Raw genomic sequence first — 16,324 nt, forward strand, 5'->3', positions numbered from 1 at the left:
GCCCGACACGCCGTGAGCGCGCACGCAGTGCGGAAACGATCCTCGGCACACGCGACAGTCGGCCGCGAATGAACCCGCCCGTTTGCCGGGAATCCCGCCAGTTGTTTCCAGGTCACGTCGCCGGTCCAGGTGAGACCATATGTTCGGTACAGAAGTGAACAAGGATTCTCAATCCGGGTACGGTATGAGGCAGCGGCTGGTCGGTGTGGACCGGCCGGTGCGGTCACTAGGAGGTCGGCGTGGAGCGCACACTGTTCGAACCGGAACACGAACTGTTCCGGGAGTCGTTCCGCGGGTTTCTGGATCAGCACGTCGCGCCGAACCACGCGCAATGGGAACAGCAGGGCATCGTCGACCGGGCGGTCTGGCTCGAGGCGGGTAAGCAAGGCTTCCTCGGCATGGCCATGCCGGAGCAGTACGGCGGCGGTGGTGTGCCGGATTTCCGCTACAACGCCATCCTCGCCGAGGAGTCGGTACGCGGCCAGTACTCCGGTCTGGGCTTCTCGCTGCACAACGATGTCATCGCCCCCTATCTGCTGGACCTGACCACCGACGAGCAGAAGCAGCGCTGGTTGCCCGGCTTCTGTTCCGGCGAGATCATCACCGCCATCGCGATGACCGAGCCGGGCACCGGTTCGGACCTCCAGGGCATCAAGACCCGCGCGGTGCGCGATGGTGACGATTGGATTCTCAACGGCGCCAAGACCTTCATCACCAACGGGATCAACTCCGACCTCGTGATCGTGGTCGCGCAGACCGCGCCGGACAAAGGTCCGATGGGTTTCAGCCTGTTCGTGGTCGAGCGGGGCATGCCCGGCTTCGAGCGCGGCCGCAATCTGGACAAGATCGGCCTCAAAGCCCAGGACACCGCCGAGTTGAGCTTCAGCGACGTGCGCGTCCCCGGTAGGAACCTGCTCGGTACCGAGGGGATGGGTTTCCTGCATCTGATGCACAACCTGCCGCAGGAACGGCTGTCGATCGCCGTCATGGCGGCCGCGGCGATGGAATCCTGCCTGCAGATGACCATCCAGTACGTCCGCGACCGCAAGGCGTTCGGCAAACCCATCGGCGCTCAGCAGAACACCCGCTTCGTGCTCGCCGAACTGGCCACCAAGACCACCGCGGTCCGGCTGATGGTGGATAAGTTCATCGAACTGCTCAACGAGGGCAAGCTCACCGCCGAGGACGCGGCCATGGCCAAGTGGTGGAGCACCGAGGAACAACTCGACCTGATCAACCGCTGCCTGCAATTGCACGGCGGATACGGCTACATGAAGGAATACCCGATCGCCAAGGCTTACCTGGATGCCCGCGTCCAAACCGTTTACGGCGGCACCACCGAGATCATGAAAGAGATCATCGGCCGCAGTTTGAAACTGTCCTGACAGCGACGGTTCGCGACCCTGTCCGGTGGCGATAACCACGTCGGCGGCCGGGATATCGGGAGCATCGACGATTCCGCCCGCGTCCGGTTTGCCCGGGAGTAGCCTCAAAAGGGTCAGCTCGAGGAATCGAGGTCGCGATGCACGAAATGGCGATTACCCGGAGTGTCATCGACGCCGTCTGCGAGCACGCGGCGGGGCGACGGGTGTACTCCGTCACCGTCGAGGTGGGCGCGCTGTGCGCCATCGTGCCCGAGGCCATGCGGTTCTGCTTCGAAGTCGCGGCCGAGGACACGGTGGCCGAGGAGGCGGACCTGATCCTGGTGGAGGTTCCGGGTGTCGCCGCCTGTCGGGCTTGCGGAGCCGAATTCCGGCTCGCCGATCCGATCCTGCTCTGTTCCTGCGGCAGCGCCGATGTCGAGATCCGGTCCGGGCGCGAACTGCGAATCCGATCGATGGAGGTGAGTGAGGCATGTGCGCAACCTGCGGGTGCGGCGACGACGCCACTGCGGTAATTCACGTCCCGCACGACCATCACCACGACCACGGGCACGACGAGACCCACCAGAACACGCATGACCACCACCACGGCCCTGCCGCCGACCACGTGCACCCGCCTGCCACTGAGACGGTCAGCCTGGAGCTGAGGGTCCTGGCCAAGAACGACGAACTGGCGCAGCGCAACCGCGCGTGGCTGGCCGAGCGCGACATCGTCGCGCTGAACCTGACCAGTTCTCCGGGCGCGGGCAAGACCGCGTTGCTGGAGCGCACCATTCGCGAGTCCGGTCAGTCCCCGATCGCGGTGATCGAGGGCGATCAAGCGACCTTGCTGGACGCCGAACGGATCACCGCGACCGGTTGCCGGGTCGTGCAGGTCAACACCGGCGCGGGATGCCACCTGGATGCCGAGATGGCCTACCGCGCGCTGACGACGCTGGATCCCGCGCCGGGCACGCTGCTGCTGGTGGAGAACGTCGGAAACCTGGTCTGCCCGGCGCTGTTCGATCTGGGGGAGCGCGCGAAAGTGGTGATCGTCTCGGTCACCGAGGGGACGGACAAACCCCTCAAATACCCGCACATGTTCCAGGCAGCGGGACTGGTGCTGGTGAACAAGATCGACCTGCTGCCCTACGTCGACTTCGACCTGGACCGATGCCGGGAGTACATCGCCTCGATACACCCCGGCGTCGAGGTCCTACCGCTGTCGGTGACCAGCGGTGCAGGCCTATCGCACTGGTACGACTGGCTGGCCACGCAACGCCGCGTGGCAGGTCCGGCGGCTCTCGATCGAGCCGCGGAGAGAGCTAATATATAGCGAACAGGATCACATTTCCGGGTGACCCCTTCTTCGAGAAAGGTGAGATTCGGCCCCCGGTGGTCCGCTGCGGAAGGTGGCGAGGTATGCCCACTCAGGAAGCAGTACAAGCCGAAGACACATTGATCCACGTCCTGTGGATCAACGCAGGACTCAGCTGTGACGGCGACTCGGTCGCCTTGACAGCGGCCACCCAGCCGAGCATCGAAGAAATCGCCCTCGGCGCTCTGCCCGGTCTGCCGAAGATCGCCGTGCACTGGCCGCTGATCGACTACGAATGCGGCCCCAATGGCGGCGCCGACGATTTCCTGGAGTGGTTCTTCAAGGCCGACCGCGGCGAACTCGAGCCGTTCGTCCTGGTGGTGGAGGGCTCGATCCCGAACGAACAGCTCAAGGAGGAAGGCTACTGGTGCGGGTTCGGGAACAACCCGGCGACCGGTCAGCCCATGACGACCAGCGAATGGCTGGACCGTCTCGCGCCGAAGGCCACCGCGATCGTCGCGGCCGGCACCTGCGCGACCTACGGCGGTATCCACGCGATGGCGGGCAATCCGACCGGCGCGATGGGCGTCCCCGACTATCTCGGCTGGCAGTGGAAGAGCAAGGCGGGCATCCCCATCATCTGTGTGCCGGGCTGCCCTATCCAGCCGGACAACCTGTCGGAGACGCTCACCTATCTGCTCTACATGGCGACCGGGCAGGCGCCGATGATCCCGCTCGACGAAGCGCTGCGACCGAAGTGGCTGTTCGGCGCGACCGTGCACGAGGGTTGCGACCGCGCCGGCTACTACGAGCAGGGTGAATTCGCCACCGAGTACGGCTCGCCGACCTGCCTGGTGAAACTGGGCTGCTGGGGGCCGGTGGTCAAGTGCAACGTCCCCAAGCGGGGCTGGATGAACGGGCTGGGTGGTTGCCCGAACGTGGGCGGCATCTGCATCGGCTGCACGATGCCGGGCTTCCCGGACAAATTCATGCCGTTCATGGACGAACCGCCCGGCGGCAAGTTCTCGTCGACCATTTCGGGGTTGTACGGATCGGTGATCCGCAGCCTCCGGCACATCACTGAACACACGGTCGACGAGGAGCCGCACTGGCGGCACAGGGGCCGGAAGCTGGAGACCGGCGCGATCCGCACCTGGTAGGAGGAGCTCTGATGACGCAGATCATCCCGGAGCCGTCGCACCGAACGATCGAACCGGACCGTCTCGTCGAGATGGCCTGGGACCCGATCACTCGCATCGTCGGCAGTCTCGGTATCTACACCAAGATCGACTTCGAGAATCGGGAAGTAGTCGAGTGCCACAGCACCTCGTCCATCTTCCGTGGCTATTCGATCTTCATGCGCGGCAAGGACCCGCGCGACGCGCATTTCATCACCAGCCGCATCTGCGGCATCTGCGGCGACAACCACGCGACCTGTTCGTGCTACTGCCAGAACATGGCCTACGGCGTGCGTCCGCCGCATCTGGGGGAGTGGATTGTCAACTTGGGCGAGGCCGCCGAATACATGTTCGACCACAACATCTTCCAGGAGAACCTGGTCGGTGTGGACTACTGCGAGAAGATGGTCTCCGAGACCAATCCCGGCGTGCTGGCCCGGGCGGAGAACACCGCGGCGCCGCACGCGGGGGAGCACGGCTATCGCACGATTGCCGACATCATGCGGGCGCTCAACCCGTTCACCGGTGATTTCTATCGGGAAGCACTGCAGGTCAGCCGCATCACCCGCGAGATGTTCTGCCTGATGGAAGGCCGCCACGTGCACCCGTCGACGCTGTACCCCGGCGGCGTCGGCACGGTGGCGACGATCCAGCTGATGACCGACTACATGTCCCGGCTGATGCGCTACGTGGAGTTCATGAAGAAGGTCGTGCCGATGCACGACGACCTGTTCGACTTCTTCTACGAGGCGCTGCCGGGTTACGAGCAGGTCGGCCTGCGGCGCACGCTGCTGGGTTGCTGGGGCTCGTTCCAAGACCCGGAGGTCTGCAACTTCGAGTACAAGGACATGGTGGACTGGGGCCGAAAGATGTTCGTGACCCCGGGCGTTGTGGTCGACGGCAAGCTTGTCACGACGTCTTTGCTCGACATCAATCTGGGCCTGCGGATCCTGTTGGGCAGCTCGTATTACGAGGACTGGACCGATCAGGACATGTTCGTCCGGACCGATCCGCTCGGCAATCCGGTGGACCGGCGCCACCCCTGGAACCAGCACACCAACCCCAAGCCGCAGAAACGCGACCTGGAGGACAAGTACAGCTGGGTGATGTCGCCACGCTGGTTCGACGGCAGTGAACATCTCGCGTTGGACACCGGCGGCGGCCCGCTGGCACGACTGTGGTCGACAGCGCTGGCCGGCCTGGTCGATATCGGTTACGTGCGGGCGACCGGGAACAGCGTGCAGATCAACCTGCCCAAGACCGCGCTCAAAGGCCCGGTGACGCTGGAATGGAAGATCCCCGCCCACGGCAGCAACACCATCGAGCGCAACCGCGCGCGCACCTACTTCCAGGCATACGCGGCGGCGTGTGCGCTGCATTTCGCGGAGAAGGCGATGGCCGAGATCCGCGCGGGTCACACCAAGACCTGGGAGGAGTTCGAGGTCCCCGACGAGAGCATCGGCTGCGGCTTCACCGAGGCGGTGCGAGGCGTGTTGTCGCACCACATGGTGATCCGGGACGGGAAGATCGCCAATTACCACCCGTATCCGCCGACACCGTGGAACGCCAGCCCACGCGACAGCTTCGGCACCCCGGGCCCCTACGAGGACGCGGTGCAGGGCCAGCCGATCTTCGAGGAGAACGACCGCGAGAACTTCAAGGGCATCGACATCATGCGCACGGTGCGCAGTTTCGACCCCTGCTTGCCGTGCGGCGTGCACATGTATCTCGGCAAGGGACAGACCTTGGAGAAGCTGCACTCACCGACGCAGACGGTCACCCCGGAGTGAGCCCGCGTCGGGCGAAGCGGAGGTGACGGTGGACGACCTGGACGACGCAACGCTCGGTGAAACCCGTTGGCGGGAAGCCGGCGAGCGCATCGAGACTTTGCTGGAGGCGAGTTCGGCGGGCGGCGCGCTCGCGCGCGAGCGCGCCGAGCAACTCGTGCGCGAGATCGTCGAACTGTACGGTGCGGGGCTGACCCGTATGCTGCGGCTGCTGGACGCCGAGGCGATCGAGCGACTGGCGCGCGACGACCTGGTCGCGAGTCTGCTGCTCGTGCACGGGCTGCACCCACACGACGTGCACACCCGAGTACGGACGGCGCTGGACAGTGTGCGCCCCTATCTGGGTTCGCACGGCGGCGATGTCCACCTTGTCGGCATCACCGACGGTGTCGTCCGGCTGGATCTGGCGGGCAGCTGCCGCAGTTGCCCGTCGTCGGCGGTGACGCTGGAACTGGCCGTCGAGGACGCGGTGCGCGCGGCGGCACCGGAAATCGAGTCGATCGAAGTCGTCGCCGCTGCGCCGGAGTCGGCCGGGGTGATCCCCGCCGACTCGCTGTTGTCCCGAGTGCGTTCCGGCGGCCACCGGTCCGGCAGCTGGGTCGCGGTTCCCGAGCTGGCCGAGCTGCGCGCCGGCGAAGTCGGCGGTTTCACTGTTGCCGGACTGGCCGTTCTGGCCTGTCGGGTGGGTGCAGACGTCTACGTCTACCTGGACCACTGCCCGGGATGCGACAACTCGCTCGCGGGCGCCGCGCTGCAGCGTCGCGTCGGATTCCCGGTCGGCGACGCGGTGTTGCGGTGTCCGACCTGTCGGGCGCGCTACGACGTCGTGCACGCGGGGGCGCGCGTCGACGGTGACGGACACCTGGAGCCGCTGCCGGTGCTCCTGCGCTCCGGCGAGCTGTCCGTGGCGGTGCCGGTGGGGGTGCACGGGTGAGCATGCCGTTGCGCGCGTTGCGGCGGATCGCCGCCGATTCCACGCCGCCGCCTCGGGCGGGTGAGCGGTGCGAGATGTGCGCGGAGCCGATCGCCGGCGAGCACCAGCATGTGGTGAACGTCGAAGGCAGGCAGCTGATGTGCGTGTGCCGCAGCTGTTATCTGCTGTTCGTCGACCAGAACGCGCAGCTGCGCTATCGGGCGGTTCCGGATCGCTACCTCGCGTTTCCCGATGTCACGATCAGCCAGGCGGAGTGGGACGCGCTGGAGATCCCGGTGGGTCTCGCGTTCTTCTTCCGCAACACCCCGCTGGGACGGACGGTCGCGTTCTATCCCGGCCCGGCGGGCGCCACCGAATCGGAATTGCCGCTCGAGGCGTGGGACGCGGTTGTCCAGCGCCATCCCGCACTGGACGTTCTGGCACCCGACGTGGAGGCGCTGCTGATCCGGATGCCTGAACGCGGAACCGGGCAGACCGGGTGCCTGCTGCTGCCGATCGACGCCTGCTACGAGTTCGTCGGCCGGATGCGGTTGCTGTGGCGCGGGTTCGACGGCGGCCAGGACGTGCGGCGCTACCTGGAGGAGTTCTTCGCCGCCGCGTCGTCGCGCGCGAAACCCGGCGGTGCGGCATGAGCCCGGTGTATTCCACGACGTTCGCCGTGCTGGGGATCAAGCCGGAGCCGTATTCGGTGGCGCCGATTCTGTCCGCGCGCGTCGGCATCGCCGCGCTTGCGGAAGAACCGGTGCACGCCATCGCCCTGCGCGCGCAGGTGCGCGTCGAGCCGTTCCGCCGCGGTTACTCCGATGCGGAAGCCGCAGGACTGGTCGACATGTTCGGTCCGCGCGAGCGGTGGCACCAGACGCAGCGCTCGTTCCTGTGGATGCACTGCACCACCATGGTCCCCGGGTTCACCGGCGGCGCCGAGATCGATTTGCCGATGCCGTGTACCTACGACTTCGAGGTGACCGGATCGAAGTATCTGCACGCGCTGCGCGAGGGCGTGGTTCCGCTGCTGTTCCTGTTCAGCGGGACGGTCTTCATCAGGGGCAGCGGAGGCTTCGCCATCCAGCAGATTCCCTGGGATCGCGAGGACAAGTTCGACATGCCGGTTTCGACCTGGCACGACCTGATGGCGGCGCATTACCCCAACTCGGGCTGGTTACGGCTGCACCGCGACACCCTGGAGGCATTGTCCGCCTACAAATCCGGCCACGGACTGCTCGGTTTCGACGACGCGGTGACCAAGCTGCTGGCGCACTCCGGGGAGCTGCCGTGACCACCGCCGAATCCCGTGCCCGGGCCCGCGCCGTGGCCGACGCGGTGCTCTACGAGGGGTACCTGCTGTACCCCTACCGCGCCGACGCGCGCAAGAACCAGTCGCGGTGGCAGTTCGGCGTACTGGGACCTGAAGGGGCCGCCGCGACCGGACTCGGCGAGGAGCCGGCGCTCTCGGCGCAGTGCCTGATCGATCCGGGCGAAAATCCCCAGCTCACTTTGGCGGTCCGTTTCCTGCAGCTGCAGCGCAGACAAGTGGTGGATGCCGACGGTACGCCGGTCGCCGAGCTGGCCGATGGGCAGCGATCGTGGCTGTCCTGGGACGAGGCGGTCGAGCAGGAAATCGTCATCGGACCGGTCGCGCCCGCGAATATCGTTCGGCCACTCCGTATCCCGGGCGGAACCGACACCGAGCCGATCGCCGGGCGATCCGGTTCGACGGGCGGGGCGCTGGTGCGGACCCGTCTTCCACTTGCGGGCGAACTCGCGCTCGCGACTGACCAGGACGACGGCTACCTGCGGCTGACCGTCGTGCTGCGCAACGAAGGCGCGCCCGCGACCGACCAGCGCGACGCCATCGCCCGCTCGCTGATCGGCGCGCATGTGATCGCTGAGATCACCGGCGGACAGTTCGTCTCCCTGTTGGACCCGCCGCCCGCCGCCGCGGCCGCGGCTGGACGCTGCGAGCGCCGCCGCTGTTTTCCCGTGCTCGCCGCAGCGCCCGGCGATTACAGCACGCTGCTGATCTCGCCGATCATCCTCTACGACCATCCGGAGATCGCCGAGCAGAGCGCAGGCGCGCTGTTCGACTCCACCGAGATCGACGAGATCCTGACCCTGCGGGTGCTGACGATGACCGACGCGGAGAAAGCGCAGGCACGGGCCACCGACCCGCGCGCAGCGGACATCATCGACCGCTGCGAGGCGATGACCCCCGAGGCCATGCGGCAGCTGCACGGCGTCCTCCGCGACCCGCACCCCGAGCCTGCGCGGTTGATCCCCGCGGTCCCGGAGGGCTTCGATTGGTGGGATCCGCTGGCCGACAGCATCGTTCGTCCGGAGGTCGACGCGGTGTCGGTCGCGGGCGTGCTGGTGCGTCAGGGCAGCCGGGTTCGGTTGCATCCGTCCCGGCGGGCCGACGCGCAGGACCTGTTCTTCGCCGGCAAGTGCGCGCGGGTCGTCTCGGTGCACGAGGACGTGGACGGGCAGGCGCACGTCGGGGTGGTCCTGGACGACGACCCGGCGGCAGATCTGCACGAATGGTACGGCCGCTACCTGTATTTCGCGCCCGACGAAGTGGAGCCACTCGAAGGCCCCGAGAAGTGAAAGGAAGTCCGCTATGGAAACGGTGGGAGTGATCTCGACGGGCATCGTCGCCGCGCTGGCGGCGGTGGGGGTGTATGTAGGTCTGCGGGCGATACCGGACCTGCGGCGATATCTGAAGATCCGGCACATGTAGTGGACGACCGGAAAGGAACAATCATGGGTGAGCAACGCGAAGAGCCGCAGTCGGCTCGCGGCGCGCCGGGTTCGCGCGACACCGGCGCAAGCACCGCCGCCGCAGGAGCGACCGAACGGGAACCGGGTGACATCGGTCATGAGGAGACGACTTCCGCGCACGGCACCGACGCCGAAGCGGGGGGCGAATTCACGACAGCGGCCCCCGCCGGCGCCGAGCCGGCGACCCCGCCCTACGAAGGACGGAAGCAGACCGCCGACGCGCCGGACGAAACGGCAACAGGCGAGGTCGACGACGCGGACGTCGGCGGCGCGGCGGCGCCGACCGAGCGGAAGGGGTGATCCGACGGCCACGGTGCTGGTCGCCGGGATCGGCAACGTCTTTCTCGGCGACGACGGATTCGGACCTGAAGTGGTGCGGCGGCTGCCGCGCCATCCTGGCGTGCGCGTGGTGGACTACGGCATCCGCGGCATGCACCTCGCCTACGACCTGCTCGATACCTGGGACGCGCTGGTGCTGGTCGACGCGGTGCCGGATCGCGGAGCGCCCGGCCGGATCGAGGTCTTCCACGCCGCGACCGAGAACGACGACACCGCGCAGCTCGACGCGCACGCGATGACCCCGTCCGCCGTGTTCGCCGGAGTGCGTGCACTGGGCGGTGCACTGCCGCCGACCGTGGTGGTCGGCTGTCAGATCGCTTGTGTGGACGAGGGCATCGGCTTGTCCGCACCGGTCGCCGCGGCCGTCGACGACGCGGTCGCCGCCATCGACGGTGTGCTCGCCGAACTGCTCGCGCTACCCGCCGCACGTCCCGGTGCTGCAGGGGTGCCTGTACGCCCCGGCGGGGTCGGTTCGCTGCCCCCGAACGCAGTGCGAGAGGAGGACTGAACCGATGTGTCTGGGCATTCCCGGTCGGGTGGTGGCAATCCCCGACGGCTACCACGACCAGATCGCGCTGGTCGAGGTGTCCGGCGAGCAGCGGAAGGTCAATATCGGCCTGCTCGACGACGATCCGGCACGACCGGGTGACTGGGTGATCATCCACATGGGTTTCGCGGTGGAGAAAACCGACGAGGCGGGGGCCGCGCTGGCACTGGACGGGCTGCGTCTGCTGCAACGTGGAGACCGGCCATGACCACCGCGCGGGTGCGGCGGCGACTGCTCGTGCGCGGCGTGGTCCAAGGCGTCGGGTTCCGTCCGTTCGTCTACACGACCGCCGCCGAGTTCGCCCTGACCGGCAGCGTGGGCAACGACAGCGACGGCGTCGTCATCGAAATCGAGGGCGCACCGGCGGATCTGGACGCGTTCACCGAGCGGCTGCGCCTGCGGCCGCCGCCGCTGGCGATGATCGAGTCGGTCGAGCAGGCCGATATCGCCGTGCGCGGCGGCACCGGCTTCCACATCGCCGGGACCACCAGCGACCACAGCGGTCGCACACTGGCCTCACCCGATGTCGCGATCTGCGCCGACTGCGAACGTGAGCTGCGCGACCCGGGCAACCGGCGCTACCGCCATCCGTTCGTCAACTGCACCAACTGCGGTCCGCGGTTCACCATTATCGCGAGCCTGCCCTACGACCGTGAGCGGACGTCGATGGCGAATTTCACCATGTGCGACCGATGCGCGCGGGAATACGCCGATCCCACCGACCGGCGCTTCCACGCTCAGCCGATCGCCTGCCCCGACTGCGGCCCGACGCTGGCCTACTCGGGGCCCGGCACTGGTGCGCCGCTGGCGGCGGCGCGGGAACTGCTGCGTGCGGGCGGCGTTCTGGCGGTCAAGGGGATCGGCGGATACCACCTCGCTTGCGACGCGACGAACGAGGCGACCGTCGCCGAGCTGCGCCGCCGGAAACGCCGCGGCGACAAGCCCTTCGCCGTGATGGTGCCCGACCTCGCCACCGCTCGCGCCATCGTCGCCGTCGACGACGCGGGCGCGGCGCTGCTGACCAGCCCGGCCCGGCCGATCGTCCTGCTCGCTCGACAGACCCCGCCCGGGCAACCGGCCGGTACCGTGGGTGATTCGGGGACATCCGCTTCCGGCTCGGGCGCCGCCGTCGGTCGCTCGACGGCAACGGGATGTGTCGCCACCGGCGATGCCGCGGACGAAGCGAACCACTTCCCCCTCCCGGCCGCATCGGTCGCGCCGCACAACCCCGATTTGGGGGTCATGCTCGCCTACACTCCGCTGCATCTGCTGCTGTTCGGTCTGCCCGGCGATCGGCCCGGCCCACGGGTGCTGGTGATGACCTCGGGCAACCTCGGTGGCGAGCCGATCTGCTACGAGGACGACGACGCCCGCACCCGCCTGGCCGGGCTGGCCGACGGCTGGCTCACGCACGACCGGCGCATTCTGGTGCCCTGCGACGACTCGGTCGTGCGCCCACTGGACGGACATGAGCTGCCCATCCGGCGCTCCCGCGGCTATGCGCCGCTGCCGCTGATGCTGCCGGTGCCGCTGCCGCCGACGCTCGCGGTCGGCGCCGACCTGAAGAACACCTGCGCCGTGGCCGACGGCCGCTACGCCTGGCTGAGCCAGCACATCGGCGACATGGACGATCTGGCCACGCTGCGGTCGTTCGACGCGGCGCAACGCCACCTCGGATCGCTGACCGGGGTACGCCCGGTGCAGCTGGTCGCCGACGCGCATCCCGGTTATCGCTCCACCGCCTGGGCGCACAGACACGCGGGCGAGCGAGCCGTGTACACCGTGCAGCACCACCATGCGCACATCGCCGCCGTGATGGGTGAGCACGGACTCGGCCCCACCGAGCAGGTGGTCGGCATCGCCTTCGACGGCACCGGGTTCGGTCCCGACGGCGCGGTGTGGGGCGGCGAGGTGCTGCTCGCCGGCTACAAGGGCTACCGCCGCCTCGCACATCTGCGGTACGTGCCGCTGGCGGGCGGCGACCTCGCGGTGCGCCGACCCTACCGGATGGCGCTGGCGCACTTGTGGGCCGCCGGGATCGACTGGCGGGAAGACATTCCCGCCGTCGCCGCCTGCCCGGCCGACGAGCGATCGGTGCTGGCCCATCAGTTCCGGACCGGGCTCGGCTGCGCGCCCACCTCGAGCATGGGCCGGCTGTTCGATGCCGTGTCCTCGCTGTGCGGGGTGCGGCATGTCGTCGACTACGAAGCCCAAGCGGCGATCGAGTTGGAAGGGTTGTCGCGCCGCGGCGCGACCGGCGCCACCGAATACCGGTTCCCGATCGAGGAGGGCGATCCCGCCGTCATCGATCCCACACCGGTACTGGCGGAGCTGGTGGCCGACGTGCGCGCGGGCGAGGCGGCTGCGGTAGTGGGCGCGCGGTTCCACGCGGCCCTCGCCCGGCTGGTGCTCGAACTCGTGCTCCGCTTCGCCACTTCCACGACAGCTGTCGCGCTGTCCGGCGGCGTCTTCCAGAACTCCCTGCTGCTCGCGCGATCGTGTGCGTTGCTGCGGGACAACGGTTTCACCGCGATCACCCATCGCAGGCTGCCGCCCAACGACGGCGGTCTCGCGTTCGGGCAACTCCTCGCCTGCAGCGAGGGATGAGCGAAGGAGAACAACGATGTGTCTTGCGGTACCAGGCAAAGTGCTCAGCCTGCACGAGCGGGATGGCGCGTTGATGTCTGTCGTCGATTTCGGGGGTGTGCACAAGGACGTATGCCTGCAGTACATCCCGGATGCGGCGGTCGGTGACTACGTCGTAGTCCACGTCGGCTTCGCGATCCAGCGGCTGGATGAGGAGTCCGCGCTGCGGACCCTGGCCGAGTTCGAGCACCTCGGCGTACTGAACGAGGAATTCGGCGACGGATTCGCCCGCGCCGCCGAACAGGCGGGGATGGACAATCCCGTTGCCGAGCCACCACGCGAGCGACCGGAGGCGACGTCATGAAGTACCTGGACGAATTCAGCAACCCCGAGCTGGCCGCGCGCCTGCTCGATCGAATCCGCGCCGCGACCAGCCGTCGCTGGGCGATCATGGAAGTCTGTGGCGGACAGACCCATTCGATCATCCGGCACGGTATCGACCAGCTGCTGCCCGACCAGATCGAGATGATCCACGGCCCCGGCTGCCCGGTCTGTGTCACCCCGCTCGAGGTGATCGACAAGGCACTGGAGATCGCCGCGCGGCCGGGAGTCATCTTCTGTTCCTTCGGGGACATGCTGCGGGTGCCCGGCAGTGCCAAGGACCTGTTCCGAGTCAAGAGCGAAGGCGGCGACGTCCGGGTGGTCTACTCCCCGCTGGACGCGCTCAACCTCGCCAAGGACAATCCCGACCGCGAAGTCGTGTTCTTCGGCATCGGTTTCGAGACCACCGCCCCGGCCAACGCCATGACGGTGTATCAGGCGAAGCGGCTCGGCATCCGGAACTTCTCGCTGCTGGTGTCGCACGTGCTGGTCCCGCCGGCCATCGCCGCGATCATGGAGTCGCCGACCTGCCGGGTGCAGGGTTTCCTCGCGGCCGGGCACGTCTGCACCGTGATGGGCACCGACGAATACCCGCCACTGGCCGAGCGGTACCGGGTCCCGATGGTGGTTACCGGCTTCGAGCCACTGGACATCCTGGAGGGGATCCGGCGCACCGTGCTGCAGCTGGAGTCGGGCAGGCACGAACTCGAGAACGCTTACCCGCGCGCGGTGGCCGCGGCGGGCAATCCTGCGGCGAAGGCGATGCTGCAGGACGTCTTCGAGGTCACCGACCGGGCCTGGCGCGGAATCGGCATGATCCCGCGCAGCGGCTGGCGGCTGTCGCAACGCTACCGGGAATTCGACGCCGAACAGCGGTTCGCCGTCGGGGACCTGCACACCGCCGAGTCGACGGTCTGCCGCTCCGGTGAAGTGTTGCAGGGGTTGATCAAACCGAATGAATGCGCGGCCTTCGGTAAGCAGTGCACACCGCGAAACCCCTTGGGCGCCACCATGGTTTCCTCCGAAGGCGCGTGCGCCGCCTACTATCTGTACCGGCGGCTGGATCTGCCCGCGGAGGTGGCCCATGCGTGAGGAGACCACGGCCCCCGCCACGATCGACATGGCGGGCTGGGTCTGCCCGATGCCGCTGCGGGACTCGCCGAACATCGTGATGGGCCACGGCGGCGGCGGTGCCATGTCCGGCGAACTGATCGAGCATCTGTTCCTGCCGGCGTTCGGCGCGGCCGCGCACGCGGAACTGGGTGACTCGGCGGTGGTCACGCTCGGCGGCGCTCGGCTGGCTTTCTCCACCGATTCGTTCGTGGTCAAGCCGATGGTGTTCCCCGGCGGCTCGATCGGCGAACTCGCGGTCAACGGCACGGTGAACGACCTGGCCATGGCGGGCGCGCGCCCGATGGTGCTGTCGACCGCGTTCATCTTGGAAGAGGGCACCGCGCTGGCCGACATCGCCCGCATCGCACAGGACGTGGGCACCGCGGCGCTGGCCGCGCAGGTGCGGCTGGTCACCGGCGACACCAAGGTGGTCGACGCCGGGCACGGCGACGGGATCTATCTCAACACCACCGGAATCGGTCTGGTCGACCCGGGTGTCGACATCCGGCCGCAGCGCGCGACTGCGGGTGACGTGGTGCTGGTCAGCGGGGATATCGGCGTGCACGGCGTGGCGGTGCTCAGCTGCCGAGAAGGACTGGAGTTCGGCACCACCGTCCTCAGCGACACTGCGCCGCTGCACGGGTTGGTCGCCGCGATGCTGGCCACGGGTGCCGACGTGCACGTGCTGCGCGATCCCACCCGCGGCGGCGTCGCGGCATCGCTGAACGAGATCGCGCGCGCCGCGAATATCGGTGTGGCGCTGGATGAACGGTGTCTTCCGGTGCCCGACGCGGTGCGTGACGCCTGTGGCTTGCTCGGGCTGGACCCGATGTATGTGGCCAACGAAGGCAAGCTGCTGGCGTTCGTCGCGCCGGAGGACGCCGACCGGGTGCTCGCGGCAATGCGGGAACACCCGCTGGGTGCGCACGCCGCGGCCATCGGCCGGTGCGTCGCCGAACATCCCGGGATGGTGGTGGCCCGCACGGCGCTCGGCGGCACGCGCGTGGTGGACCTGCCTGCGGGCGAACAGCTTCCGCGCATCTGCTGAACCCGGTGGACGCGGAGCGAGAAGGTGAGGTGGGTCATCGTTCGGGTCCCGCGGTGTCGTCGGACGGACCGGCGGTCGCGGCGCGCCGATGCGCCCGCCTCGATCAGCAGCCGCACGGTTGCGCTGAAAGGGTCTGCTGATGCCCAATAGCGGAGCGGAGATGTTCGCCCGGTACGCCTATGCGCCCAATCGGCTCGGCTACTGCGGGCCACCCGACGCGGTCGCACTGCGGGACGGGTCGGACGAGCAAGTGCGTGCGGTGGCGCGGCGGTTCAGCGGCGCGTGGCCCTATCTCCAGGTGATGGCGACGATGACCGGCATCGCCGATCCGCTGGATCGCCGCCTCGTCGAGTCCTATTGGCTGGGCGGTGGGGTCGGGGCGACGCTGGACCCCGCCGAGTTCACCGCCGAGCTCCTGGCCCTGCTCGGGCCGGTCGCGGGTGGATACTGGACGCATCTCACCGCGCAGCTGGCCGACGAAGCCGCGGCCAACCACTGCTTCCACGTTTTCGGCGTGTACCCGTGGTCCCGCCTGCTCGGTCACGACAGTCGGCATCCCCTGCACGTGCTCGACAGCTGTCGGATCACCTGGGCAACGGTGCTCGACCGCACCGATGGCGAGGTCGTGCTGAGTTACCGCAGACTGGACTGGGACGGGCAGCGCTTGGCGTTGGCGCCGGAAACGGTGCAGCCCATGCCGATTCGAGTGGACGGCTACGCGGCGGTGCCGGATGTTTCGGTGGGGGAGCGGGTCGCGGTGCACTGGGGGCGATTATGCGGACGCCTCGACGAAATCCAGGTACGCGACCTGGCGGCGGTGACGGTGCGTCAGCTCGAGGCCACCAATCGGCGGCTGGCCCGCTCGACGGCGCGGCCTGTGCCGCGGTGAGCGCGCAGCGACCCGACTGCGGCGCGGTCCGGTCGGTCGATGGCCGCGCGGATCACTGCGCGGCCACC

Annotated in this window: 18 protein-coding genes; all 18 read left to right on the forward strand. The window is 68.2% G+C overall.

Annotated features, from left to right (window positions below):
• Positions 1-239: 239 nt before the first annotated feature.
• The 18 genes from ACT86A_RS06920 (at position 240) to ACT86A_RS07005 (ending at position 16,256) form a co-directional block, all read left to right on the forward strand.
• Positions 240-1,385, forward strand: a complete 1,146-nt coding sequence (locus tag ACT86A_RS06920; protein ID WP_445091143.1) for an acyl-CoA dehydrogenase family protein — start codon at positions 240-242, stop codon at positions 1,383-1,385.
• Between the two features lie 137 nt (positions 1,386-1,522).
• Entirely contained in the window at positions 1,523-1,897 is a 375-nt protein-coding gene (locus tag ACT86A_RS06925) for a hydrogenase maturation nickel metallochaperone HypA/HybF (protein ID WP_445091144.1), read from the forward strand.
• Positions 1,855-2,697 (forward strand): hydrogenase nickel incorporation protein HypB, encoded by an 843-nt coding sequence (gene hypB / locus ACT86A_RS06930; RefSeq protein WP_445091145.1) that lies wholly within the window; start codon positions 1,855-1,857, stop codon positions 2,695-2,697. Before ACT86A_RS06925 ends, hypB begins: the two co-directional genes overlap by 43 nt.
• Positions 2,698-2,783: 86 nt before the next feature.
• Positions 2,784-3,839, forward strand: a complete 1,056-nt coding sequence (locus tag ACT86A_RS06935) for an NADH-quinone oxidoreductase subunit B family protein (protein ID WP_445091146.1) — start codon at positions 2,784-2,786, stop codon at positions 3,837-3,839.
• 11 nt (positions 3,840-3,850) lie between these two features.
• A complete protein-coding gene (locus ACT86A_RS06940; protein WP_445091147.1) occupies positions 3,851-5,647 on the forward strand; it encodes a nickel-dependent hydrogenase large subunit in 1,797 nt (598 codons plus the stop codon).
• 28 nt (positions 5,648-5,675) lie between these two features.
• Positions 5,676-6,578: a NifU family protein gene (locus ACT86A_RS06945; RefSeq protein ID WP_445091337.1), complete on the forward strand. Its 903-nt coding sequence runs from the start codon at positions 5,676-5,678 to the stop codon at positions 6,576-6,578.
• Positions 6,579-6,580: 2 nt separating this feature from the next.
• On the forward strand, positions 6,581-7,210 hold the full coding sequence (locus ACT86A_RS06950) for a DUF5947 family protein (protein ID WP_445091338.1): 630 nt from the start codon (positions 6,581-6,583) through the stop codon (positions 7,208-7,210).
• The gene (locus ACT86A_RS06955) at positions 7,207-7,854 is read left to right on the forward strand and encodes a DUF6084 family protein (RefSeq protein ID WP_445091148.1); all 648 of its coding nucleotides are present in this window, start codon (positions 7,207-7,209) and stop codon (positions 7,852-7,854) included. The genes ACT86A_RS06950 and ACT86A_RS06955 overlap by 4 nt, the downstream gene beginning before the upstream one ends.
• Positions 7,851-9,179, forward strand: coding sequence for a hypothetical protein (locus tag ACT86A_RS06960; protein WP_445091149.1), 1,329 nt, complete (start codon positions 7,851-7,853; stop codon positions 9,177-9,179). Before ACT86A_RS06955 ends, ACT86A_RS06960 begins: the two co-directional genes overlap by 4 nt.
• 13 nt (positions 9,180-9,192) lie before the next feature.
• Positions 9,193-9,312 carry a DUF6893 family small protein gene (locus ACT86A_RS06965; RefSeq protein ID WP_445091150.1) on the forward strand — a complete coding sequence of 40 codons (120 nt, stop codon included), beginning with the start codon at positions 9,193-9,195 and terminating at the stop codon, positions 9,310-9,312.
• Positions 9,313-9,335: 23 nt separating this feature from the next.
• Entirely contained in the window at positions 9,336-9,653 is a 318-nt protein-coding gene (locus ACT86A_RS06970; RefSeq protein ID WP_445091151.1) for a hypothetical protein, read from the forward strand.
• Positions 9,654-9,666: 13 nt separating this feature from the next.
• Complete coding sequence (locus ACT86A_RS06975) at positions 9,667-10,200, forward strand: hydrogenase maturation protease (protein ID WP_445091152.1); 534 nt, start codon at positions 9,667-9,669, stop codon at positions 10,198-10,200.
• Between the two features lie 4 nt (positions 10,201-10,204).
• Entirely contained in the window at positions 10,205-10,447 is a 243-nt protein-coding gene (locus ACT86A_RS06980; RefSeq protein ID WP_445091153.1) for a HypC/HybG/HupF family hydrogenase formation chaperone, read from the forward strand.
• On the forward strand, positions 10,444-12,846 hold the full coding sequence (locus ACT86A_RS06985; RefSeq protein WP_445091154.1) for a carbamoyltransferase HypF: 2,403 nt from the start codon (positions 10,444-10,446) through the stop codon (positions 12,844-12,846). Before ACT86A_RS06980 ends, ACT86A_RS06985 begins: the two co-directional genes overlap by 4 nt.
• A gap of 16 nt (positions 12,847-12,862) precedes the next feature.
• Positions 12,863-13,189 carry a HypC/HybG/HupF family hydrogenase formation chaperone gene (locus ACT86A_RS06990; protein ID WP_445091155.1) on the forward strand — a complete coding sequence of 109 codons (327 nt, stop codon included), beginning with the start codon at positions 12,863-12,865 and terminating at the stop codon, positions 13,187-13,189.
• The gene (gene hypD / locus ACT86A_RS06995) at positions 13,186-14,298 is read left to right on the forward strand and encodes a hydrogenase formation protein HypD (RefSeq protein ID WP_445091156.1); all 1,113 of its coding nucleotides are present in this window, start codon (positions 13,186-13,188) and stop codon (positions 14,296-14,298) included. Before ACT86A_RS06990 ends, hypD begins: the two co-directional genes overlap by 4 nt.
• A complete protein-coding gene (gene hypE / locus ACT86A_RS07000) occupies positions 14,291-15,367 on the forward strand; it encodes a hydrogenase expression/formation protein HypE (RefSeq protein ID WP_445091157.1) in 1,077 nt (358 codons plus the stop codon). The genes hypD and hypE overlap by 8 nt, the downstream gene beginning before the upstream one ends.
• Before the next feature lie 139 nt (positions 15,368-15,506).
• On the forward strand, positions 15,507-16,256 hold the full coding sequence (locus ACT86A_RS07005; RefSeq protein ID WP_445091158.1) for a DUF6390 family protein: 750 nt from the start codon (positions 15,507-15,509) through the stop codon (positions 16,254-16,256).
• Positions 16,257-16,324: the final 68 nt, after the last annotated feature.

The organism is Nocardia glycosmidis (assembly GCF_052545115.1).